This is a genomic window from Pseudomonas fortuita, assembly GCF_026898135.2.
Classification (GTDB): Bacteria; Pseudomonadota; Gammaproteobacteria; order Pseudomonadales; family Pseudomonadaceae; genus Aquipseudomonas; species Aquipseudomonas fortuita.
In genome coordinates this window covers 5,478,927-5,501,710 of the sequence record NZ_CP114035.2, presented here as the reverse complement: position 1 = coordinate 5,501,710, position 22,784 = coordinate 5,478,927, and the positions used below count along the sequence as shown (strand labels likewise).

Here is a 22,784-nt window from a genome sequence, read left to right as displayed (position 1 = left end):
CAAAACCATGAGCAGCATGACCGTGATTGAAACCGCACCCACCTTGGCACCGCGGCCGGTGGCCAGCGCCGAACCGTTCTTGCGCCTGGAGGGCATTCATAAACAGTTTGGCCCTTACCCCGTGTTGCACGACGTGTGGTTTGAAATGAACAAGGGCGAGGTGGTGGCCATTATCGGCCCCAGCGGGTCGGGCAAAAGTACCTTGCTGCGCTGCATCAACCAACTGGAGCCGCCGACCAAGGGGCGGGTCAGCATGGATGGCGTGCACATCGAAGCGGGCAAGGCGTTGCCCCGTACCGAGCTGCTCAAGTTGCGCCGGCGCATTGGCATGGTGTTCCAGTCGTTCAATCTGTTCCCGCACCTGACAGTGCTGCGCAACGTCAGCCTGGCGCAAATCCGCACCCTGGGCCGCAGCCCCAAAGACGCCGACGCCCGCTCCTTGCAACTGCTCGAACGCGTCGGGCTGGCCGACAAGGCCCAGCATTATCCGGCGCGCTGCTCCGGTGGCCAGCAGCAACGCATCGCCATCGCCCGCGCCCTGGCATTGGACCCTGAGCTGATGCTGTTCGATGAGCCGACCTCGGCGCTGGACCCCGAGCTGGGCCTGGAGGTGCTGGCGGTGATGAAAGAGCTGGCCGGCGAAGGCATGTCGATGATTGTGGTAACCCACGAGATGCACTTCGCCGAAACCGTGTCTGACCGTGTGGTGGTGATGGCTGACGGGCGCATCATCGAGCACGGGCCAAGCCAGCAGGTGATGCGCGAGCCCCAGCATGAACGGGTGGTGCAGTTTCTCCAGGCCGTGAGGAATCGCTGATGCAAGACATCCTGATGATGCTGTTGAACGGCGTACCCTGGACCATTGCCGTTACCGTGCTGGCATTCTGTGTGGGCGTAGTGCTGGGGTTTCCGATCTGTGCCCTGCGCATGTCCAGGGTCAAGGTGCTGAGTGTGCTGGCTGCCATGCTGGTACTGACCCTGCGCTCGATTCCCCCGATTGTCTGGCTGTTTTTCATCTTCTTCGGCATCGGTGGCGGCTATGTCAGCCTGTCGCCGTTTACCGCAGCGGTGGTTGGCCTGGGGCTGATTACGGCGGCGCACATGTCCGAGGTGTACCGTGGTGCGTTCGCGGCGATTCCTGCCGGCCAGTTCGAAGCCGCCTACGCGCTTAACCTGTCGGCACCGCAACGGTTTTTCGATGTGGTGTTGCCGCAGTTGGTGCGCATCGCCATTCCCACCTCAGCCACCTACGCCATTGGCCTACTGAAGGATTCGGCCGTGGCCTCGACCATTGGCGTGGGTGATATCAGCTTTCAGGCTTATCAGGTTTCACAGCAAACCTTTCAGGGCCTGAGCTTCTACAGCGCGGCGGCGGTGGTGTACCTGGTGCTCAGCGTGCCAGTGGCCCTGTGCTCACGTTGGCTGTCGGCCACGTTGAAACAGAGGATTGCCCGATGAGCGAACTGTTGACGATGTGGGCGCAATGGTTGCCAGAATTGTGGAAGGGCTTTGTGCTGTCGATGCAGGTGACAGCGGTGAGCCTAGGCCTGGGCGTTGTGCTGGGCCTGCTGCTGGCCCTGGGCGTTTCGGCGCCGAACCGCTGGTTGCGTTACCCCTCCCTGGTAGTGGTAGAGCTGGGGCGTGGTGCACCGGCATTGATCCTGCTGCAGTATTTCTACTTCGGCCTGCCCAGCGTCAACCTGACCCTTACCTCGTTCTGGGCCGCTGCGCTGGCCATGGCGTACTGCACGGCGGCCTACACCAGTGAAATCATCCGCGGTGGCATCGAGTCGGTGGCCGCAGGGCAAACCGAGGCCGCCGAAGTGATCGGCCTCAACCGGTTCGACGCACTGCGCTTTGTGATCCTGCCTCAGGCCTTGCGGGTGGCGCTGCCATCACTGCTGGGGTTCTCGATCATGATGTTCCAGGCCTCGTCGCTGTGTTTCACCATCGCCCTGCCAGAAATTGTCAGCCGGGCATCGTCCATTGGTTCCTCCACGTTCGAGTACATGCCAGTGCTGATACTGGCCGGTTTGATGTATGCCGCTGTCTGTGCCCCGGCGACCCTGGGCGTGGCAGCGCTGGAAAAAAGACTGGCCCCCAGCCAGCCATAACAACAAATGCCACTCGCGCCGATTTCGGCTGCTGCTCTCTTAATGCAAAGGTGACGTCATGACTCGCTCATTCAAACGTTTTACCCGTTGGATGTTCTTGTGCTCCACCTTGGCCGGCGCCCCGTACGCCCTGGCCGAATGCACCCCCGCGAACCAGTTTGAAACCATCACCCCAGGTGTACTCACCGTGGCGGCGTATGTGTTCCCGCCCTACTCGATACCAGGGCCCAACAACCAGTTGAGCGGCGTGGATGGCGAGATCATCAAGCGCATCGCCGAGCGCGAATGCCTGAAAGTCAAAACCATGGTGGTGGACACCGCCGCCGTCGTGCAGGCGGTGGTGGCTAAGCGCGTCGATGTCGGCATTGGCGATTGGTACCGCACGGCAGAGCGCAGCAAGGCGCTGGGCTTGTCGGCACCGTTGTACCTGGACGTGATGGGCATTATTTCGGATGAGGGTTACACCAAGATCTCCGAACTGGATGGCAAGCGTATCGGCACCGTGCAGGGCTACCTGTGGGTGGACGATTTGAAGAAGGCCTTTGGCGACAACCTGGTGCTTTACCCAAACCCCGTGGCCATGGCCCAAGACTTGGCGTCCAGGCGCATCCAGGTTGGCGCGGACAGCTTCGCAGTGGCCGTTTCTTCGCAGCAAAAGGGCGGCTACCCCGGCAAGAGCATCAAGGTGTCCGAGCCCGATCAACGGGTCAAGGCCACGCTTGAGCCCGGGCAGAGCGCCTTCCCGTACACCAAGGCCAACGCAGCCTTGGGCGAGGCGCTGGGCAAGAACATCCAGGCCTTGCACGCCTCGGGCGAAATCGCAGAAATCCTCGCCACGTTTGGCCTGGACCGCGAGGCTGCAAAAGTGGGTGAGCCAAGGATGATTCAGTAAAGGTCATCAAATCCTGCAGGAGCGGCTACGCCGCCCCTGCAGGTTCTCAGGCTGCGGCACACCAACAATCCGAGAACACCGAAGCCACCATGGAAAACCACAAACCCGAAAAGCGCCTGTCTCTGGCCGATGCCACCGCCTTTGCACACCAACTCTGCCTGGCCCACGGCGCCAGCCACGCGGTAGCCTCGGCGCTTGCCGATGCCACGGTGTCAGCCCAGGCCCACGGCCAACACGAACTCGGTTTCGGCCACTTGCCTGATTACCTCAGCGGCTTTGCCACCGGCCGAATTGCCCCGGCGGCCGAGCCCATCGTGACCCAGGTCGCGCCGGCCATGATCCGCTGCGACGCGGCCCGAGGGATCGCGCAACTGGGGTTCGATCGCGCTTTCCCAGCGCTGTGCAGCAATGCGCATCAACTGGGTATCGCCCTGTTTGCGCAGTTCAACGCTTTTACCTGTGGCGAGTTGGGTTATTACACCCGTCGCCTGGCGCGCGAGGGGCTGGTCGCGTTGGCGTTCACCAATGGCCCACCGCTGCTCACCGTGGCGGGGCAGCGCAGACCGCTGTATTCCACCAACCCCATCGCATTTGCAGCGGCCAGTGCAGCGGGGCGTTTACTGGCGATTGACCAGGCCAGCAGTGCCACGGCGTACGTAAACCTGTTGCGGGCCGCTGAAGCGGGGGAGGCGATACCGGCAGGCTGGGCGGTTGATGCGCAAGGCAATGAAACGTGTAGTGCGCGGGAGGCATTGCGTGGGACGTTGCTGGCGTTTGGGGGTGGGCGGGGGGCGAACATTGCGTTGATGGTTGAGGTGCTTGCGGCGGGGGTGACGGGGGCCAATTGGTCGTTGGATGCAGGCGATTTTCGGGCTGGTAGCGAATCGCCGGGGGCTGGGATGCTGGTGATTGGGATTGCTCCCAGGTTGTTGGACGAGTGTTTTGCTACACGGTTGGGTGAGCAGATGAGCCGGCTTGAAGGCTTGGGGGTTTACCTGCCGGGTAGGGGTAAAGAGCAAGCTTATGCTCGTGCGGTTCGTGAGGGGATCAGCTTGCCGTTATCGGCGTACGATGGGTTTGAGGTGCAGGTGGGGTAGTTACATCCGTTGCCACCCGGCGACTGCGGTAGAGAGCGCTCAAATGCAGCGGTTGCGCTGGGGAAGTCTTTGATGCGGACAGGATCGGGTGTTTCGACTGCGGGTACGCTGCAGTTGGTGGGCCGGGGTAATCTGAAATAGCCGTATAATATACTGATTTTAAACATAAATTTTCGGTTGATAATTGTTCTGGAATACCATTTGGAATACCAGCTCTCTGAGCTTAAGTCTCAGTGCTCGGTGCCCTACGATATTTGGGTGTAGGAGGCCGCTTTTGCACGGTAGGCTAACGGGTGGCCATCTTCGTCTTTGTATCCTCCATCGTGGTGTCCAGCACGCTGGTAGCGGCATAGCGATTGCGCTCTTGCCCCAGTGCAGCATTTAGGACTGGATGTGCAAGGTAAATTTCTCGGTGTCGCCGAACTAGCCTTCGCAGTGTGGTTCGTTCTTTGGTGCACTGACTTGAGTCGCTCGATAAATTCGGGGTAGCTACCCCGTTGCCGCATCGACTTTCAGCATAGCCAGTCCCGAAGCCACGTCGACTCCGATTTGCTCGCGGGAGCAAATTAGACGGTTCAGAGCCTGTAGCCCCTTCCAAGTGGGCGTGTTTATCTGCGCCGATCCTTGTACTGGCGCATTACGTGTAGGTAATCGTCCCTTTAGATGCTCAAGACAATCATTAAAACCTATCAGCCGAAGATTTATGATGCAGCCCAAAACTCTGACCCACGTACCCTGTGTTCAGAGCATCTGAGACCTTAACCAAACATCCCTGTGCTTCCGAGGCCGCCTATGACTTTCTCAATTTGAGATGGTTAACCACCTTGCAGTAATTTTGAGTTCTTCAGCTTTTCTGCTATGTACAGTCCTTTCTGAGCCTCTAGCTCTACAAGTATTTCTATCGTTCGTGCACGACTGATTTCGTATTGGGCAGAGATTTTATCTAATGCCTCTATCGTCTTGTTTGAAAGGACGAAGTTGTACTGTGCCTTGTTTTTTAGGGATGCTCTATATTTTCTTTGGGTCCATGCTTTTTTGATTTTCCCTATATAGAGCTCTTCCTTCTCTGGGGTGTAATTGGCGTTGTCGAAGAAAATCAATAGGTCTTCGTATGTTTCAATAGGGGTGCGAAAAATGGTGAGGTATGCATTTTTTTCTAGCCACTCGTAAGCAAGTGAGCACTTTTGATTATCGTCTTTAAACCATGAATATCTCTTGTCGTGTGCTTTATGTTGTAGCCAGCGCTGCTCCAAGTTTTTAATGAGGGATGTTTTCTCGGTGATGTCTCGTTGCCATACATCAAGCAGCGCTATGGGGAAGTCTCTTCCTGTGAGGTTGAAGCGGAAATTAATTTGGCTGTGGTTGGTTGTATTTTGAAGTTCTCTTGTTAACCATTCCACTAATCGTCGTTCATCAGTGATCCATGCTAGCTGTTGTTTGGGAATTAGTTGCTCTCTTCTTTTTTGTGGTACCTGATCAGCTAACCATGTGTTTCTTTGGAGATATCGAGCCATTTTGTCTCGCATTCCAAAGTCTGGGAAGTCATTTTCATTAAAATTTTTATCGAAGAAAACAAGTGTGTACCAAAGCCATGTGTCATGGCGATGGTTGTATTCCGATTCGCCGAGAACTTGACTTAGCTCGTCGTTGTGAAGTATAGCCACTCTAGCATCTCTCTATGCCGATTCAATGGTCGCTATAGGTTTACTCTATGATCACTCATGAGTCAATCTAGCTGTGCTCTAGTAGATCAAACGTATAATTTTTCATAGGTTTTACTGGGTCTTCAGGCGGTTTTGCGCTTTGCGAAGGAAGAATAGAGGCTTCGGGGACCGTTACTACTGCAGGAGAGTTTAGCGCAGGGGTGGATGGGTAGAGGGCACAGAAGTGGCTACCTGTTAGGACGAGCGAGGTTCCGTAATCCGTCAATTTTTACTGGCCTTACCAATCCTCTGGACGAACAGAGGAGCTACGTTCATGAGAATCATCCGCTTGAAAGAAGTTATCGACTCGACAGGTCTTGCTCGGTCGACCATCTATAAGTACATCGCAGAGCAGAGCTTTCCGAAGCCGATATCGTTGGGAGATCGATGTGTCGGTTGGTTGGAAAGCGAGATTCACGACTGGATTCTCACCAAGGTGGCCGAGCGTGATGAGGCCCTAGGCTAGATAATTAATATTGATGAACATAGCAGCCGTCATGATCCGGCCACAGTCGGATCATGATGGTTTTTTGCCGGAGTTGAATTGGTAAGGGTATCAGCCAATATTGCTATGAGATTACTGGGTTGTGCGGGATGTGCGGTGTCATGTGATTTTCGGTATGGGTAATATGCATATAGCAATCCCTAACCATCTATCACCTACTGGTTAGTGTGCTACCTACTGCTTGCCAGTGCTACTGGCATGCCTAACGTACTACTTACTACGTGATGTATTACCTGTCTGGATGACATGTGGCCAGATGAGTGTGATATGCATGTGGGTGTACATGAGTGTTGGGGATGGGTCTAGGGCAGTCCAGAAAGGGTGACTCGTAAACAAATACCATGCTTGCTGAGTATATGAGTCTTATCAAAGAGAGTGGTAGCCATGCTGCGTCATCCCGAGAATACCAACCTTCATATTCACACTGGCGACCTGTTTGAAGGTCTTCCTATCATGTTCGATAAAGGGCCATTTGTAACCGAATATCTCGCCGCTTTGAAACGAACTATCGATAACGCGCTCAATCAGTATCCTAGGGGATTGGCCTTTAGAATCGATCTGCGTCTGCCAGTCGGTATTGTTTTGCCTGACTATGCGTATACCAACCAGGTCATGAGCAGATTTATTGAATCCTTCAAAGCGAAGATTGAGCACAACCGATTGAAGGTTCGCGAGCAGAACAAGTACGCGCATGACTGCAGGGTGCGTTATGTCTGGGCTAGAGAGGTAGGCTGGGAGGGGCGACCGCATTACCACCTGCTGATTCTGCTCAACCGTGATGCGTTCTACACCGTCGGCAGGCTGCAGTCAGTGAGTCCCAACATGATCAGCCGCATGCAGGAGGCTTGGGCGAGTGCGTTGAAGTGCGAGGTTGAGCAAGTGAGGGGCTTGGTACATATCCCGCCTAATGCAGAATACCGGGTCGATCGGGATTTTCGGCCGGGAAATGTGGATCAGTTACCTGAACTGTTTCATCGAGCCAGCTACCTTTGCAAAGCTGCGACGAAGCGTTATGGGGAGGGCGCTCATGGATTCGGATGCAGCAGGGGGTAGAGGGGGCTATGTCGCCAATTCTCATGCCGGGGGATCACAGATGACCGTATCCCCACCTTGGATTAAAGTGATGGCTTTTTGATGTTTTGTTAAGCAGTGCTGAGCATTCAGAGCTGAGGGAGGCGGTTATGCTGGATACGGATTCGTTGAAGCCTGGCTTTATGATCATCCATGGCAATCGTCTGGACGATTTGCGTGAGCTTGCGGTTGGTTGGATGCAGCGTTTCCCGCTGGCACCGCTAGAGAACGAGGTTGTACTGGTTCACAGCAATGGTATCGCGCAATGGCTGAAACTGGCGTTGGCCGAAGATCAACATCAAGGCGGATGTGGCATTGCAACTGCTATGGATGTTCAATTGCCGGCACGTTTTCTGTGGCAGGCCTATCGCTCGGTTTTGGGGGCACAGACGACGCCGGAATCCTCACCGTTGGACAAGACGGCCCTGAGCTGGCGGCTGATGCGCTTGCTGCCAGGTCTGCTGGGAAACCCCCATTTCAGTAGCCTGCAGCGCTTCCTTGAGGAGGATGACGATCAGCGCAAGCGCCATCAGCTGTGCGAACGGCTGGCGGACCTGTTCGACCAATACCAGGTCTATCGCGCCGATTGGCTGGAGGACTGGGCGGCCGGGCGGGATCAGCTCAAGTCGATCAAGGGCGGTGTGCAGCCGCTGGATGCCGACAACCTCTGGCAAGCTCAGTTATGGCGTGAAGTCTTGGCGGATGTTGGCGAGGGCGCACTTGAGCAGAGCCGCGCCGGGGTTCACAAGCGCTTTGTCGCGCACCTGCGTGAAACCGTGCAGGCCCCGAGTGGATTGCCACGGCGGGTGGTGGTGTTCGGTATTTCGTCGATGCCGGCGCAGGTGCTCGAAGCCTTGGCCATGCTGTCACGCTACAGCCAGGTATTGCTGTGCGTCCACAACCCGTGTCGCCATCATTGGGGCGATATCGTCGCTGACAAGGAACTGTTGGCGCACAGCTATCGCCGTCAACCCTTGCGCAATGCGCCCATGGCGGCGAATGAACATGGCCAGCCCTTGCTCGCTGCGTGGGGCAAACAAGGCCGCGACTATATCAACCTGCTTGATCACTATGATGAGCCCGGCAGCTACCGGCACCTGTTCGACGGCCTCAATGGCGGGCGGATCGATCTGTTTACCGACCCTGCGCCCTCAAGCCTACTGGGGCAGTTGCAAAGCGACATTCTTGAATTGCGCCCGCTGGCGGAAACGCGTGAAGCCTGGGGCCCTGTCGATGTCGCACAGGATCGCTCGGTGCGTTTTCACGTGGTCCACAGCGCGCAGCGTGAAGTGGAAGTGCTGCACGATCAGTTGCTCGCGCGCTTCAGTGCCGACCCCCAGCTAAGCCCGCGGGATGTGATCGTGATGGTGCCGGACATCAACGCGTATGCCCCGCATATCGAGGCGGTATTCGGCCAGGTACCACGGCACGACCCGCGTTACTTGCCCTTTACCGTGGCCGACCAAGGCCAACGTGGGCGCCAGCCTTTGCTGATCGCACTCGAGCACTTGCTCAAACTGCCCCATAGCCGGTTTGCCGTCAGCGATATTCTTGACCTGCTGGACGTGCCGGCACTGCGCGCGCGTTTTGCCATCAAGGAAGCGGATGTGCCGATCCTGCAGCGTTGGATCGACGGTGCCGGTGTGCGCTGGGGGCTCGATGCGCAGCAGCGTGAGAGCCTGGATATGCCCGCAGGCCTGGAGCAGAACACCTGGCGCTTCGGGATGCGTCGCATGCTGCTGGGCTACGCGGCTGGTCGCGGGCCTGAGTTGAATGGCATCGAGCCCTACGATGAGGTGTCGGGGCTTGAAGCGGCCCTGGCCGGGCCGTTGCTGACCTTGCTCGACCACCTGGAAATTGCCCGCCAAGACCTGCAGCAGCCGGCCACGCCGGTGCTCTGGGTCGAGCGCCTGCAATCGCTGTTGAAAGTGTTTTTCCGCCCGGTGGGCGATGCCGAGGAGCTGCTGGTCAACCAATTGCTCAAGCTGCTCGATGACTGGTTGCGCACGTGCGCGGCCGCGCAGTTTGTGCAGGCGTTGCCGTTGAGCGTGATTCATGAAGCCTGGCTATCGGGCATTGAAGAGGGTGGCCTGTCGCAGCGCTTCCTCGCCGGTGCGGTGAACTTCTGCACCTTGATGCCGATGCGGGCGATCCCGTTCAAGGTGGTGTGCCTGCTGGGCATGAACGATGGTGATTACCCGCGCCAGCAATCGCCCGTCGATTTTGACCTGATGCGCAACGACTATCGCCCCGGTGACCGGTCGCGGCGTGAAGATGACCGCTACCTGTTGCTCGAAGCGTTGTTGTCTGCCCGGGAGCAACTGTACGTGAGCTGGGTAGGCCGCAACATCCGCGATAACAGCGAGCGCGTGCCTTCGGTGTTGATCGGCCAACTGCGTGACCATCTGGCCAGCGGCTGGCGCTCGGCCACACCCGATTCACTGCTGCATGCGCTGACCCAGGAGCATCCGCTACAACCGTTCAGCGCTGCCTATTTTGCCCATCAGCCTGGGCCTGATGGCTTGTTCACGTACTCCCACGAGTGGCGTGAGGTGCATGACGCGCAAGCCGGGCAGCAGGCGGTCGAGCTGTTGCCAACGCTCGTGCAAGACACGCCATTGACCTTGCGTCAACTGGCCGGGTTTGTGCGTGATCCCGTCGGTGCCTTCTTCCAGCAGCGCCTCAAGGTCAATTTTGACAATGATGAGTTGACCAGCCGCGATGACGAAACCTTCCAGCTCGACGGCCTTGAGAACTGGCAGCACCAGGATCGGCTGAGCCAGGCGCTCAAGCGTTGGGTCGAAGAGGATTACCGCCCAGAGCAGGCGATGATCGAGCTTGATCTGCACGTGCAGCGTTTGCAGCGCGAAGGCAAGTTGCCGTTGGGCGGTTTCGGCCGCTTGAGTGCATCGGCCCTGGTGGAAGCGATGCCGGACATGCTGGCGCGCTACCACGCGCAATTGCAGGCGTGGCCTGAAATCGAGGAAGGCCAGACTGCCACGACGATCGCCGCCGATGAGACGACCCCGGGGCTGAGTGACTGGCTGGGTGGTATTCGCCGCACCGCCCAAGGTGAGCGCGCCTACCTGCAACTGGACAGCAAGAAGCTGTGCAACGCGGACAGCTGGCGCTGGCACAACCTGGTGCGCCCTTGGCTGCGGCACCTGGCGTTGCAGTTGAGCGGGCAAGGCTGCACGACGATTCTGGTCAGCTTGAACGGGGATGTGGTGTTCCGGCCCGTGCCTGTGCAGCAGGCTCAGGCACAGCTGCACGCGCTGCTCGACGCCTGGGTGGCGGGCATGCGAGAACCGCTGCCCGTGGCTTGCAAAAGCGCCTTTGCCTGGCTTGCAGCCGGCGGGGAAGGCAGCGATACAGCCTGCGACAAAGCCCGCGAGGCGTTTGAAGGTGGCTTCATGCACACAGGCGAGGCCGAGAGTTCGTTTGCCTTGCGCCGCGCGTACATCGATTTCGACCAACTGTGCGCTAGCGGCCAGTTCCCCCTCTGGGCCACACGCTTGTATGGCGGCCTGTTCAATCACCTGACCTCGAGCTGCGCAGGGAGCGACCAATGACACCGGTAAATCTCAACCCCCTCGACTTTCCCCTGCATGGCAGCCGTTTGATCGAGGCGAGCGCCGGCACCGGCAAAACCTTCACCATCGCCTTGCTGTATGTGCGCCTTGTGCTTGGCCATGGCGGCGAGGCCGCGTTCAAGGGCCCGCTGACACCGCCTCAGGTCCTGGTGGTGACGTTCACCGACGCAGCCACCCAGGAGCTGCGCGACCGTATTCGCGCCCGCTTGACCGAAGCCGCGCAGTGCTTTCTGGAGCCTGATCGGCAACATGACAAGCTTCTGCAGCAACTGCGTGCCGAGTACCCAACCGAGCAGTGGCCCGCATGCGCACGCCGGCTGCAGCTGGCGAGCGAGTGGATGGACGAAGCGGCGGTCTCGACCATCCATGGCTGGTGCTATCGGATGTTGCGTGAACATGCCTTCGATAGCGGCAGCTTGTTTACCCAGACACTGGAAACCGACCAGAGCGAACTGCTGACTGAGGTGGTCAGGGACTACTGGCGTCGGCATTTCTATGAGTTGCCTGTCGAGCAGGCGCGTGCGATCAGTGATTGCTTCAGCAGCCCTCAAGACTTGGGCAATGACCTGGGTGTGCTGATGGCTCGCCGAGATGCCAGCTATCAATACGAAGCGGAGCCACTTGAAGCCCCAGGCTCGTTGCAGGCATTGCTCAAGGCGCCGGGCGAGTGGTACCAAACGGTCGCCGAACTGGAGCACAACGCGCGTAAGCTCTGGCTTGAGCATCAGGGCGAGCTTGAGGATCTGCTGCGCAGCATTCGCCCTCACATGAGCGGCACGACCTACAAGAAAATCGATCAGGATGACGTCTTCAACGGCCTTCTGAACACGTTGGCGCAGTGGGCCAGGGGGCAGTCTGCACCGCACAACGTGCATGCTTTCGGGGCGTCTGGTATCAAGCTGAAGGGCAAAGCCGTGGTGCCCGAGCATGCGGCTTTCAAGGCGATCGATCTCTGGATCGCACAACGTGATGCCAAAATCGACATCCGCGCTCAACTGCTGCTTCATGCCTTGCATGAAGTGCGCGAGCGTTTTGATGACGAGAAACGCCGCCGTGCCGAAATTGGCTTCGACGACCTGCTCAATCGCCTTGACCAGGCCTTGCAAGGGCCGTCCGGCCCTCGGTTGGCCGAGACCATTCGCCAGCAGTACCCGGTCGCCTTAATCGATGAATTCCAGGACACCGACCCGGTTCAGTACCGGATCTTCGATACCATCTACCGCATTCCCGACAACCTGGATGACAGTGGCCTGTTCATGATCGGTGACCCGAAACAGGCGATCTATTCCTTCCGTGGCGCAGACATCTACACCTACCTGCAGGCGCGTGAGGCCACGGTTGGCCGGCATTACACGCTGGGTACCAATTACCGTTCGACCCAGGCCATGGTAGAGGCGGCCAACCACTGCTTCAGCTACGCCGAAGGCCACCCCCGCGGTGCGTTCCGGTTCGCCGAAGAGGGCCAAGGCAACCCCGTGCCGTTCACCAGCGTTAATGCCAATGGCCGCGACGATGTGCTGCAGATCGCGGGTAAAGACCAACCCGCCTTGACCTTCTGGCAACTGCAAACCGATGGCGTGATCAATAACGCCACGTACCTGCGCGAGGCCGCCGAAGCATCGGCATCGGCGATTCAGGCCTGGCTCGACCCCACCGCCCCTGATCGTTCGGGCTTGCGGGCGGCCAATGGCGAATTCATCGCCTTGCGGCCTGCCGATATCGCCATTCTGGTGCGCAATCGCAAGGAGGCCGAAGCCATTCGTAAAGCGCTCGCGCACCGGCAGCTGGCCAGCGTCTACCTGTCCGACAGGGACTCGGTGTTTGCCAGCGAAGAGGCCCAGGACCTGCTGTACATCCTGCGGGCCTGTGCGCAACCCACCAGTGACCGCTTGCTGCGCGCAGCGCTGGCGACCCGCAGCGTTGGCCTGCCATGGCAGACGCTGGAGCGCTTGAACCAGGATGAATTGTTCTGGGAGCAGCAAGTCCTGCGGTTCAGGGATTTTCGTGCGTTGTGGCAGCAACAGGGCGTGCTACCCATGCTGCGCAAGCTGTTTGCCACCTTCAAGGTCCCGGCCCGCTTGCTGCTGGAAGACCAAGGGGAGCGCCGCCTGACCAACCTGCTGCATTTGGCCGAATGGCTGCAGCGCAGCGCCGCCGAGCTCGATGGCGAGCATGCGCTGATCCGCCACTTGGCCGAGCAGGTAGATGGCCAGAGCGAAGAAGAGATTCTGCGCCTGGAAAGCGATTCGGACCTGATCAAGGTCATTACCGTGCACAAGTCCAAGGGGCTGGAATACCCGTTGGTGATGCTGCCATTTGCCTGCAGCGCCAGAGCGATCGATGGCCGCAGCTCGGCACCGCCCATGTTCCATGAAGACGATGGCCTGGTGATTGAGCTGGCCAAGGGGGACTCGGCAAAGTCGGCACAAGGGTTTGCCAACGATGAGCGTATGGGCGAGGAAATGCGCCTGCTCTACGTCGCCCTGACCCGCGCCCGTTATGCCACCTGGATCTGCGTGGCCCCTCAGGGCTCCAGGGCTGGAGGAAAGTCGACAGACTTGAACAAGGCGGGTTTGGGTTACCTGCTGGCGGGCGAGGGCGCAATAGCACCAGACCAATTGGCTGGCGTGGTCGAGGCGTTGGCAAACGGCTGCCAAGACATTACCGTGTGCAGCGCTCCCGCCGTAACCGACAGTGTCCACGTGGCGCCTGCTCTGCCCACCGTGGGGCCGGCCTTGCGCCCCTTGCACACGCTCGCGGCAAACTGGTGGATTGCCAGCTACTCCGCCTTGGCCATTGCGGACGGCCATGTGCTGATGGGCGCCGAGTTGGCTGTCAGCCTTGAGCCGGCGACTGCCCTCGAAGCCAATCTGCAGGAGGAGGACGACGCTGAAAGCTTGCCTGTGGGGGCCGGGATTCACGGCTTCCCTCGGGGTGCGGGGCCGGGCACCTTCTTGCACGGGTTGTTCGAGTGGGCCGGCCGGGAAGGCTTCGCCAAGGTTGCTGGCGATCTCGAAACCTTGCACAACACCGTGGCCCGGCGCTGCAACCTGCGCGACTGGGAGAACTGGATCGAACCATTGTCCGCCTGGCTGGGCAGCTATCTGAATGCACCACTGCGCTTCAACGGTACCCAGTGCACGCTCTCGGCCCTGAGCACCTACCAGGTCGAGATGGAGTTCTGGTTCTCCAGCCACTGCGTGAACGTCCAGCGCCTCGATGCGCTGGTGCGCCAATACACCTTGGCTGGTGCACCGCGCCCTGTGCTGGCCGCCAATGAGTTGAACGGCATGTTCAAGGGCTTCATCGACCTGACGTTCGAACACCAAGGCCGCTACTACGTGGCGGACTACAAATCCAACTGGCTGGGCAGCAACGATCAGGCCTATGCCGCCGAGGCGATGGCCGTGACGATGCTGGACAAGCGTTACGACCTGCAGCTGTGCCTGTACCTGCTGGCCTTGCATCGTCAGCTCAAGCTGCGTCTTCCAGGCTATGACTACGAGCAGCATATGGGCGGGGCGTTGTACCTGTTCATCCGTGGGCATCAGGCGCCCACCCATGGCGTGCACTTCGAGCGGCCGCCACGGCAACTGATAGAACAGCTGGACCAACTATTCATGGGGCAGCACACGGAGGTCAGCGCATGAGCCAAACCCTTAAGCAACTCAGCAACAGCCAACGCACGGTCGATCATGCACCGGTATTCATTGGTGAGGCCAGCAACACGGCGCTGCTGCAGCAACTGGACAACTGGGTGGGCCGCGGCTGGTTGCGTGCGTTGGATCGCTCGTTCGCCACCTTCATCCTTGAGCAGGACCCTCAGGCCCAGGCCAGTGTGTTGTTGGCCGCCGCGATGACCAGCCACCAACTTGGCCGCGGGCATTCCTGCCTGGACCTGGCGGCAACGCTGAATGCCCCAGACTTCGTGTTGTCGTTGCCACCTGAAGGCGAGGAGGGCAACCAGCTACCGTCGCAATGGTTGCTCGGCCTGGGTGTCGAACACTGGCGCCGGGCGTTGTCCGCGAGCCCGTTGGTTGAGGACCGGGACGGGCAGCAGCGCAGCCCTGAGCGCCCGTTGGTATTGGTAGGGCAGCGCCTGTACTTGCGTCGCTACTGGAACTACGAGCGCAGCATTGCCCAGGCCTTGAGCGCACGCTTGAGTGTTGCCACGGTTACGCCGGAAAAACTCGCAAGCCGGCTCGATGCCTTGTTCCCAGATGCTTTTGAGATCAACGGCGAACGCTGCAGCGACTGGCAAAAGATTGCGTGCGCACTGGCTGCGCGAGGCAATTTCAGTGTCATCACCGGCGGCCCTGGTACGGGCAAGACCACCTCGGTGGTGCGCCTGTTGGGGTTGCTGCAAACCCCAGCGGTGGAAGAAGGCAAACCGCTGCGCATCCGCCTCGCCGCCCCCACCGGCAAGGCGGCTGCGCGCTTGTCCGAGTCCATCGGCAAGGCTGTCAGTGTATTGCCTGTCAGCGCCACGGTGCGCGAGGCGATACCGACAGATGTTTCAACCTTGCACCGCTTGCTCGGCAGCCGACCGGATTCGCGTAACTTCATTCACCAGCGTGACAAGCCGTTGGAATTGGATGTGCTGGTGGTCGACGAGGCGTCGATGATCGACCTGGAAATGATGGCCTGTCTGCTGGATGCCTTGCCCCGTCAGGCGCGCTTGATCCTGCTGGGTGACAAGGACCAGCTGGCGTCGGTGGATGCCGGTTCGGTGTTGGGCGACCTGTGTCGTGAGGCTGAAAAGGGCGGCTACAGCGAGCAGACGACGGCCTGGTTGAACACCCACAGTGGCGAGACGCTTGGTGCGCCAGGTTTGCAACTGGCAGCCGGCCTGGGCGACCCACTGGCGCAGCAGACCGTCATGCTGCGTTACTCGCGGCGCTTCGACCCCCAGCAAGGGATCGGGCGCCTGGCGAAGTTGGTCAATGAAAAAGATGCCGTTCAAGCCCGCAGCTTGCTGGAGCAGCCCTCCGCGCAGCTGTGCAACCTCAAGCTGCGTGGCGAGCATGATGCCGCGCTCACTGACGTGATCATCAATGGCAAAGGCGATGCCCCGGGTTACCGTCATTACCTTGAGCAGCTACGGGGCCTGCGCCCTGCGAGTGATACGCCCTGGGACAGTGGCCTGTGGGCCAGCTGGGCTGGCAGCGTATTGTCCGCGTTCGATGAGTTCCGCCTGCTCTGTGCGCTGCGCCGGGGGCCTTGGGGGGTTGAGGGGCTGAACCAGCGGGTTGCCGCAGAACTGCACCGCTGCGAACTGCTGGCAGGCGAGCAGGGGTGGTACGAAGGGCGACCGGTGCTGGTCACCCGCAACGACTACAGCCTGAACTTGATGAACGGTGACATTGGCATCGCCCTCTGGGTGTCAGGGCCCAACGCTGAGCGGGTGTTGCGCGTAGCCTTCCCGCGCAATGATGGCAGCGGCGGCGTACGCTTCGTGATGCCAAGCCGGCTGGTGGAGGTCGAGACGGTGTTTGCCATGACGGTGCACAAGTCCCAGGGTTCGGAGTTCAACCACACGGCCTTGGTGTTGCCCGATGCGCTGAACCCGGTATTGACCAAGGAGCTGCTGTACACCGCCATCACCCGGGCCAAGCAATGGTTTAGCTTGATAGAGGCCAGCCCAGGGGTGTTCGAGGGGGCGGTGAGCCGCAATGTGCAGCGTACCAGCGGGCTGGCGCTGCAACTGCAAGACGAACTGGCGACCGTTCAACGCACCTGAGTGGGGGCGTTCAGGCATTTGTAGCCTGGGTACTGGGCCTGGGCAGTGACCTTTGCCATGGCAGAGCTCACTGCCTGAACCGTGATGGTGAAGTTAGCTTGCGGGCCGGCGGTTGCGACCACGCGTTGCATGAAGGCTCGGTATGTTTTCATGGGCAGAGGCTCTGGTAAAGATACGGGCCTTTACGGTGACGCTTGGCTACGACATTTTGTGTCGAGATGCATCTGCGACACAAAATGTCGTTTAAGTCTCGAAAATGGGCTTATCGAGCGATCAAGCAGAAGGCTGCCCGAATGAGCCCAGATGAAAAGGTCTTTAAGTTTTTGGATGCGCTGCTGCCCAGTGCAGAGTGCGTGCGATTTGTCGAGAGGCGATTGCCATGCGTTGTCGATATAGATATCGGGATGCCTTCTTTAAGGGTGCCAAGGCTGCGCGTCGATGGGCTCCTCCCTTCCATGATCGGTATTGTAGTTAATCCACTGGCTACTTTGAACGATCCCTCGTTGCTGAGCTGTCTCTATAAACATCTGCGTGATGACGCGCTCGCCTCTGATCCAGATGCGATCAATGATCTGGGTTGGCTTTGGATAAATGGCAGTCGACTGTCTTTCGATAACGTTCTTGCCCGACGTTTGCTTAGACTCGCGTATGTGTTGGGTTCAGGTGAGGCGGCGTTCAATCTTGGTGAGCAAGCCTGGCACGGTCGAGGAATGGCCGTTAATCACGACCTTGCGGCCTGCTATTACGAACACGCTTATGAGCGTGGTATCAGTTGTGCGGGCAGAGCGCTAGGGCGGTTGTATGAAACAAGGGCAAAGGGCCATGCTCCAGACTTTGAGCAGGCTGCGTACTGGTACCGTCAGGCAGCCGAATCTGCGTTGTTCGAGGGTTAAAGACATGATCATTGGGATTTGGAGCATGTTGGCGCTGCAAAGTCTGATCTTGATTATGCTCTCATTTCAGTACTTGCAGCATACTAAAACCTCGCGTCTGCTTAATCACTGGCGGATTTCACTGCAGGAGCATCGGCAGCGTGCCTATTGGCACATCGAGGAAAACCGCGAGCTCAGATCAGCCCTACGAGCGGAGAAGGCGCATATAGAACAACTACAGCGCCAGGTGGAGATCTTGAAGGCTTTGCTTCCTGTGGTGTGAAAGTTGTGACTTTTATTCCAATTTAAGCGTAATTGAGGAGCCCGATTATGCCTGTAAGGCCGAGACCGTTCACATTTATATGCTGCGAATGTGGCTGGAAGAAGACGGTCGCGCCACTGAGTGATGTCTTAAACCCCACGGACTGGTGTGAGAGATGTGAGCGTTGTGGACATGAATCGTTGACCTTGCAACCGGCTAGCGCAATCGACCGAATACTGGCCGAGTGGTATGCAAGGTTGCGGAGATAAGGACGGCTTATGATTGAATTTCTTGGGGCACGTTTACATGGCGCACGTCATGTGGTGGTGTTCACAGGCGCGGGTGTCTCGGCAGAAAGTGGCACCCCAACATTTTGCGATGCCTTAAACGGTTTATGGGCATTATTCGCCCCGGCTGCTTTGGCTACTGCCAATGCCTTTCGCATGGATCCTGCGTTGGTATGGGGGTGGTATGAATGGCGACGTGCAATGGTACTCGCCGCCAAACCGAACTCTGCCCATCTGGCGATTGCCGAGCTCAGCTCGCCCGGCGGGTCACGAGGTTCACCGTCATTACCCAGAATGTCAACGATCTGCATGAGCGTGCCGGTAGTCATGGGGTGATTCATCTGCACGGCAGTCTCCACTCGCCGCGCTGCTTTGCCTGTGCCAGGCCCCATGAGGTGATCGCTGGACAGGTCAATGAGCCTGAGGGCGGTCGTAGGATCGAACCACCTCGCTGTCGGCATTGCAACGGCAGGATTCGTCCAGACGTGGTCTGGTTTGGTGAGACCCTACCGCAGCAGGCCTGGCGCGCCGCCCTGGCAGCGGCCACAGTGTGTGACCTGCTGCTGCTGGTTGGGACGTCGGGGCTGGTGCAACCGGCTGCACAAATTCCCGGGATCGCCAGCGATAACGGCGCCGTCGTGGTGCATATCAACCTGCAGCGAACATCGGTCCAGGGCGACAGGGCGTTCAGTCTCGCCGGCAAGGCGGCAGAACTACTGCCGCAGTTGCTGGCCCAGGCAAACCCGTAGCGGGCGTTGCGGGTCGTCAGCGAGCGCCCTGTCTGCCGAACATAGGTCTGTTCGCGGCCCACAAGCCATCCTCTATCGCCTGGACGACGTTACCTTCGATCTCTTTGCCGAATCGCCACACCTGGATGTGCACTGTTCCCTCCTGCGCAGGCAGCCAGTGACAAAGCTGCATGGCGTAGGTGCCCTTGGTGCCGAAGCCCAGGTGTTGTTTGATCCGCGAATCCAGGTCAGAGGAACTCCCGACATACAACAGGGGAGATGCAGGGTTCAAGCGACAGTAGGCCCGATCGTTTTTCCGGGTTTGCTTGGCGACCTCAAAGGCACCGTGGAGCGCTTCGCATACATCGTCCTGCACTGAGAACTGATAGATGTAGCGCGCCTTGGTGGCAGACCAGGCCTTCAGCGTCGCCAACGCCTCGGCAGGATAGCCGCTGCGGATCTGGCTGAAGGAAAGGCTGACCTCACGGCGACTTTCGATCGCTGTGCGTTCAACGAAGCTGGCCAGATCGCGCAGGTTGTTGGCGATGTCGGTCAATGTGGATGGCGTTAGCATGTCGTTCTACTTCAGCAAGTACGTAGTTTGATCACAGTGACAGGTGTCAGGCTCATACGCCGCAGCGGCGCGGCGCAAGGTATCGCTGACCTGTTGGCGCAGCGCCGGCGGCTCTTGCACCACCAGCGAGTCGCCCAGCGACAGGATCCACCAGTGCAGTTGCCAGCTATTGGTCACCGTTGCCTGGAGCTGGAAGCCTTGCTCCAGTGGTTCCAGGCGCATATCCGTGCTCAATGGCGTCTCTCGAATCAGTCGTGCCTGGTATTCACTGACCCAGGCCTTGAAGCGGATTTTCTCGGGCTTTCCGAACTGCAAGGCGTCGGTGGCGAGGTAAGCCTGCAACTCGAACTCGCCCAAGCCCTGACAGGCCGAGTCAAGCACCGTCGCTGTGCAAAAACGATGCACGGCAAACTGGCGGACGTCGGTATAAGGCAGAGCGGTCGCAATCAGGTAGGTGATTAGCCCGCGCTGGACAATGGCCAGCGGGTTGAGGGTCAACTCGCTCAACTTGTCGCTATGCGCCGAGTAGTACTGACAATGCACTTGCTGCTCGCTGATCAGCGCCTGCTGCAGTGCTTCCAGGGTTTCTGCCTGGATCTCGGGCGCTCGCAGATTGAAATCCGGTCGGACACTGGCGACCTTGTCGGGCCAGCGAGCGGCGGGGTTACCCTCTTCGAGACCTCTGAGCTTTTGCCGAGCGTGCTCGAAGCGCGGTTCCAGCACGCTCAACATGCTGCCCGGCAGCAGAGGACGAACAGCATCCTCCACCAGGACAAGACTCACGGCCTCGGTCAAAGTAATGCCCTGCAATTCGACGCTTACGCCCGGCTTCCAGTACCAACCAAATGGTGTGCCCGCATCGTTGCACTGCAACGGGAACACCAGCGAAAGGTCATGCAGGTCGCGCTCTACGCTGCGCCGGCTGATGGCGTAGCCGGCGGCCACCAGGCGGGTATGCAGTTCAGTCACAGTGATGCCAGGAGGGCGCTTGGGTAGCTGTTGGAGCAGCTCCCATTGACGACTCAACGCGTTGTGGGTCTTGGCGGAAGGCACGAAACTCATCCTTGTAGTGTGACAGATGGCCTTTGGCTAGCATCTTGGCAGGTTATCTGCCTATCGGCGACGACAGGACAATCTTTAGTTTGTCCATTGTGTGAAGCCGATAGGGCGCTGTTGCCCGGTGGACTTCAATCGACATTCGGCCAGCAGCGCGGTGGCCAGCTCGTCTGCGCTGGCGAACGGCTTGAAACGCCCACGGCGCGCGATCGCGGCGAAATCACCCGGCGTCAGGAATGCCTCACCGCGCAAGCGCGAAGCCGCACTGTTTTGTGGATCCTTGAGCGACAGTGCTTTCAGGTGAGCGGCAAACAGGGTTTGAGCCTGGGCGGTCGCCAGATAGCCGAAATGCACCTTGAGGTCGAAGCGCCGCAGCGACGCTTCATCCAGGTCGCGGATCAGGTTGGTGGAGGCAATGAACAGCCCCTGGTAGCTCTCCATTTGCGTGAGCATTTCATTGACAGCGGTGACTTCCCAGCTTTGTCGCGCCTTGCGCCGATCCTGCAGAAAGCTGTCGACCTCATCGAGCAGAAGTACGGCATCTTCTTGTTGCGCGCGCTCGAAAGCGTCCGCCAGATTCTGCTCGGTCATGCCCACGTAGGGGGATACCAGATCGGAAACCCGCTTGACCATCAATGGCTTGTTCAGGGCGTGCGCCAGCCACTGACAAAATGCGGTTTTGCCGGTACCCGGAGGGCCGTAGAAACACAGCCGCGCCTGGGGGTGCGCGCGCAAACCGTCCACCAGTCCGTCCAGTGGCAGGTCTGAATTGATCCATTCTGGCGAATAGAATGCCGGCAGCGTGCTCTCGTTACGCTGCAGCTTTTCGAAACCCTGTGCCTTCAAGGTTCCGTCGACGATGCAGCGAATGGTGCTGTCCAGCAGCTTGCCGGCGCGCTGCGACACGCTACGCCCCACACGCACAGCGCGCTCCAGCACGGCGGGTGTCATCTGTTCATGTGCGCAGAGATGTTCCACCAACTCATCGCTCACCTTGCCACCGCCACATTCACGCAGCATCTGCTTGCGCTGCGCCAAGGGCGGGTTGGGGACTTCGATCACCAGGTCGAAGCGGCGAATATGGGCAGCGTCGATTGCTTCGATGCTGTTGCTAAGCCAGAAACACGGAAGGGTGTTTTCTTCCAGCATGCGATTGATCCAGCCTTTTTGCGATCGGCTGCTTTCGGTTGCGTTGGCGGCCTGGAAGATATCTTCGATCTCGTCCAGTACGAGCATGGCACGTTGCGAATGCAGCACACTGTTGGCCGCGCGCAACGAGCATAGGCGTTGCTTGGCCGACACCGGGTCGCCATGGCTGTCAGTGCAGGCGACTTCGTAAAGCGCGCTGTCCAGGCGGCAGGCGATCAGGCGGGTCAACTGAGTCTTGCCAGTGCCAGGCGGGCCATACAGCAGAATGTTCACACCTTGACGCGCTTGAGCCAGGGATTTGCTCAAGTAGCGTTCGGCGATGACCAGCGGCTGCTTGATATGGCTGTAGTGCTCCCAGTTCAAGCTGCCAGGCGGGCTGGCACGAAATGCATAGGCAAACAGCTCAAGGGGCGTACCTTTGCTGAAGCGCAGCAAACCTGGCAGATCCGGATTGCTCACCGACAACATCGAGCTCAGCGCCATTGCCGCGCGGTGGCTGGTGCTGATGTCCAGCAGCCCGGTGCGCATCAACGGGCTGTTATGCGCCAGGCAGGCTTCGACCTTGGGCAGCGGCAGGCCCAGGAGTACGGACAGCACTTTCAGCGCGCGGTTGAACCCCAGCATACCCAACTGATCGGTGGCATCACTGAGCGTCGGATCGCTGTGCATCAGTACGCAAAAGCCCAGTACCTGAAGCTCTGCTTCAGGCAGCGCCAACAATGCTCCCAACGCCTCAAGATTGCTCGCCAGGTTGTCCGGGTAGCGGGTGTTCGGGTGATCGCCCTGGAAGCTGCGAGCGCATTTGCGCAGCGTCGCCAGAGCAAGGGAGGGGCTGTAGTTGTCACCGTCCACCCATTTGTCCAGGCCCAGTTCATGAGCGAGATCATCGTCGTTGAGGCCGTGTCGACTGATGAACGTGCGGTGCCCTCCCAGATCCAGCAGTAGCTGGAAACTCCACTTCAGCGACAGCGCACAGGTGTCTACCGCGCGGTGGCTGCCGTGTGCGAAGGGGTTTAGTCGGGCGCCCATACTGATCTCCTATTGCAGTGGAGCTGGCAGGATGGAGCGGGCGGTGGTCAGAATGTGTCGTGTCTGTCGCTGCAGGTCGAAAAGATGGCATATTGCCTGCTTGCCACGTTTG

Annotated in this window: 17 protein-coding genes and 1 pseudogene; 13 read left to right on the top strand and 5 right to left on the bottom strand. The window is 59.1% G+C overall.

Annotated features, from left to right (window positions below):
- Positions 1–7 precede the first annotated feature (7 nt).
- The 5 genes from OZ911_RS25145 to OZ911_RS25125 all read left to right on the top strand — a co-directional run bounded on the left by OZ911_RS25145 (position 8) and on the right by OZ911_RS25125 (position 4,103).
- The gene (locus OZ911_RS25145; RefSeq protein ID WP_023047587.1) at positions 8–817 is read left to right on the top strand and encodes an amino acid ABC transporter ATP-binding protein; all 810 of its coding nucleotides are present in this window, start codon (positions 8–10) and stop codon (positions 815–817) included.
- The gene (locus tag OZ911_RS25140) at positions 817–1,458 is read left to right on the top strand and encodes an amino acid ABC transporter permease (protein ID WP_023047588.1); all 642 of its coding nucleotides are present in this window, start codon (positions 817–819) and stop codon (positions 1,456–1,458) included. The genes OZ911_RS25145 and OZ911_RS25140 overlap by 1 nt, the downstream gene beginning before the upstream one ends.
- Entirely contained in the window at positions 1,455–2,114 is a 660-nt protein-coding gene (locus OZ911_RS25135) for an amino acid ABC transporter permease (protein ID WP_019470406.1), read from the top strand. The genes OZ911_RS25140 and OZ911_RS25135 overlap by 4 nt, the downstream gene beginning before the upstream one ends.
- A 58-nt stretch (positions 2,115–2,172) precedes the next feature.
- On the top strand, positions 2,173–3,006 hold the full coding sequence (locus tag OZ911_RS25130; protein ID WP_268968503.1) for a substrate-binding periplasmic protein: 834 nt from the start codon (positions 2,173–2,175) through the stop codon (positions 3,004–3,006).
- An 89-nt stretch (positions 3,007–3,095) separates the two neighbouring features.
- On the top strand, positions 3,096–4,103 hold the full coding sequence (locus OZ911_RS25125; RefSeq protein ID WP_070086979.1) for an Ldh family oxidoreductase: 1,008 nt from the start codon (positions 3,096–3,098) through the stop codon (positions 4,101–4,103).
- A gap of 815 nt (positions 4,104–4,918) precedes the next feature.
- Here OZ911_RS25125 and OZ911_RS25120 read toward each other — a convergent pair.
- Positions 4,919–5,767: a hypothetical protein gene (locus tag OZ911_RS25120; RefSeq protein ID WP_024717377.1), complete on the bottom strand. Its 849-nt coding sequence runs from the start codon at positions 5,765–5,767 to the stop codon at positions 4,919–4,921.
- 313 nt (positions 5,768–6,080) lie between these two features.
- On the opposite strand from OZ911_RS25120, the gene OZ911_RS25115 reads away from it, so the two are divergent.
- The 5 genes from OZ911_RS25115 (at position 6,081) to recD (ending at position 16,715) form a co-directional block, all read left to right on the top strand.
- Entirely contained in the window at positions 6,081–6,272 is a 192-nt protein-coding gene (locus OZ911_RS25115) for a helix-turn-helix transcriptional regulator (protein WP_024717378.1), read from the top strand.
- Between the two features lie 423 nt (positions 6,273–6,695).
- Positions 6,696–7,364: an inovirus Gp2 family protein gene (locus tag OZ911_RS25110; protein WP_024717379.1), complete on the top strand. Its 669-nt coding sequence runs from the start codon at positions 6,696–6,698 to the stop codon at positions 7,362–7,364.
- Between the two features lie 128 nt (positions 7,365–7,492).
- Positions 7,493–10,954, top strand: a complete 3,462-nt coding sequence (recC, locus tag OZ911_RS25105) for an exodeoxyribonuclease V subunit gamma (RefSeq protein WP_033734147.1) — start codon at positions 7,493–7,495, stop codon at positions 10,952–10,954.
- Positions 10,951–14,625, top strand: coding sequence for an exodeoxyribonuclease V subunit beta (gene recB / locus OZ911_RS25100; RefSeq protein ID WP_024717381.1), 3,675 nt, complete (start codon positions 10,951–10,953; stop codon positions 14,623–14,625). The genes recC and recB overlap by 4 nt, the downstream gene beginning before the upstream one ends.
- Entirely contained in the window at positions 14,622–16,715 is a 2,094-nt protein-coding gene (gene recD / locus OZ911_RS25095) for an exodeoxyribonuclease V subunit alpha (RefSeq protein WP_024717382.1), read from the top strand. The genes recB and recD overlap by 4 nt, the downstream gene beginning before the upstream one ends.
- Here the strand turns inward: recD and OZ911_RS25090 are convergent.
- A complete protein-coding gene (locus tag OZ911_RS25090; RefSeq protein ID WP_196304846.1) occupies positions 16,703–16,867 on the bottom strand; it encodes a hypothetical protein in 165 nt (54 codons plus the stop codon). The genes recD and OZ911_RS25090 overlap by 13 nt on opposite strands.
- A gap of 141 nt (positions 16,868–17,008) precedes the next feature.
- On the opposite strand from OZ911_RS25090, the gene OZ911_RS25085 reads away from it, so the two are divergent.
- The 3 genes and pseudogenes from OZ911_RS25085 (at position 17,009) to OZ911_RS25075 (ending at position 18,885) form a co-directional block, all read left to right on the top strand.
- The gene (locus OZ911_RS25085) at positions 17,009–17,608 is read left to right on the top strand and encodes a tetratricopeptide repeat protein (protein ID WP_024717383.1); all 600 of its coding nucleotides are present in this window, start codon (positions 17,009–17,011) and stop codon (positions 17,606–17,608) included.
- 25 nt (positions 17,609–17,633) lie between these two features.
- Positions 17,634–17,870, top strand: a complete 237-nt coding sequence (locus OZ911_RS25080) for a hypothetical protein (RefSeq protein ID WP_268968502.1) — start codon at positions 17,634–17,636, stop codon at positions 17,868–17,870.
- Positions 17,871–18,127: 257 nt separating this feature from the next.
- A pseudogene (locus tag OZ911_RS25075) lies at positions 18,128–18,885 on the top strand (NAD-dependent protein deacylase).
- Positions 18,886–18,901: 16 nt separating this feature from the next.
- On the opposite strand, the gene OZ911_RS25070 reads toward OZ911_RS25075, so the two are convergent.
- The 3 genes from OZ911_RS25070 to OZ911_RS25060 form a co-directional block, all read right to left on the bottom strand.
- On the bottom strand, positions 18,902–19,438 hold the full coding sequence (locus OZ911_RS25070; RefSeq protein ID WP_024717386.1) for a GIY-YIG nuclease family protein: 537 nt from the start codon (positions 19,436–19,438) through the stop codon (positions 18,902–18,904).
- Between the two features lie 6 nt (positions 19,439–19,444).
- Positions 19,445–20,491, bottom strand: a complete 1,047-nt coding sequence (locus OZ911_RS25065) for a helix-turn-helix transcriptional regulator (protein ID WP_268968501.1) — start codon at positions 20,489–20,491, stop codon at positions 19,445–19,447.
- A gap of 84 nt (positions 20,492–20,575) precedes the next feature.
- Positions 20,576–22,672, bottom strand: coding sequence for an AAA family ATPase (locus tag OZ911_RS25060; RefSeq protein WP_024717388.1), 2,097 nt, complete (start codon positions 22,670–22,672; stop codon positions 20,576–20,578).
- Positions 22,673–22,784 lie beyond the last annotated feature (112 nt).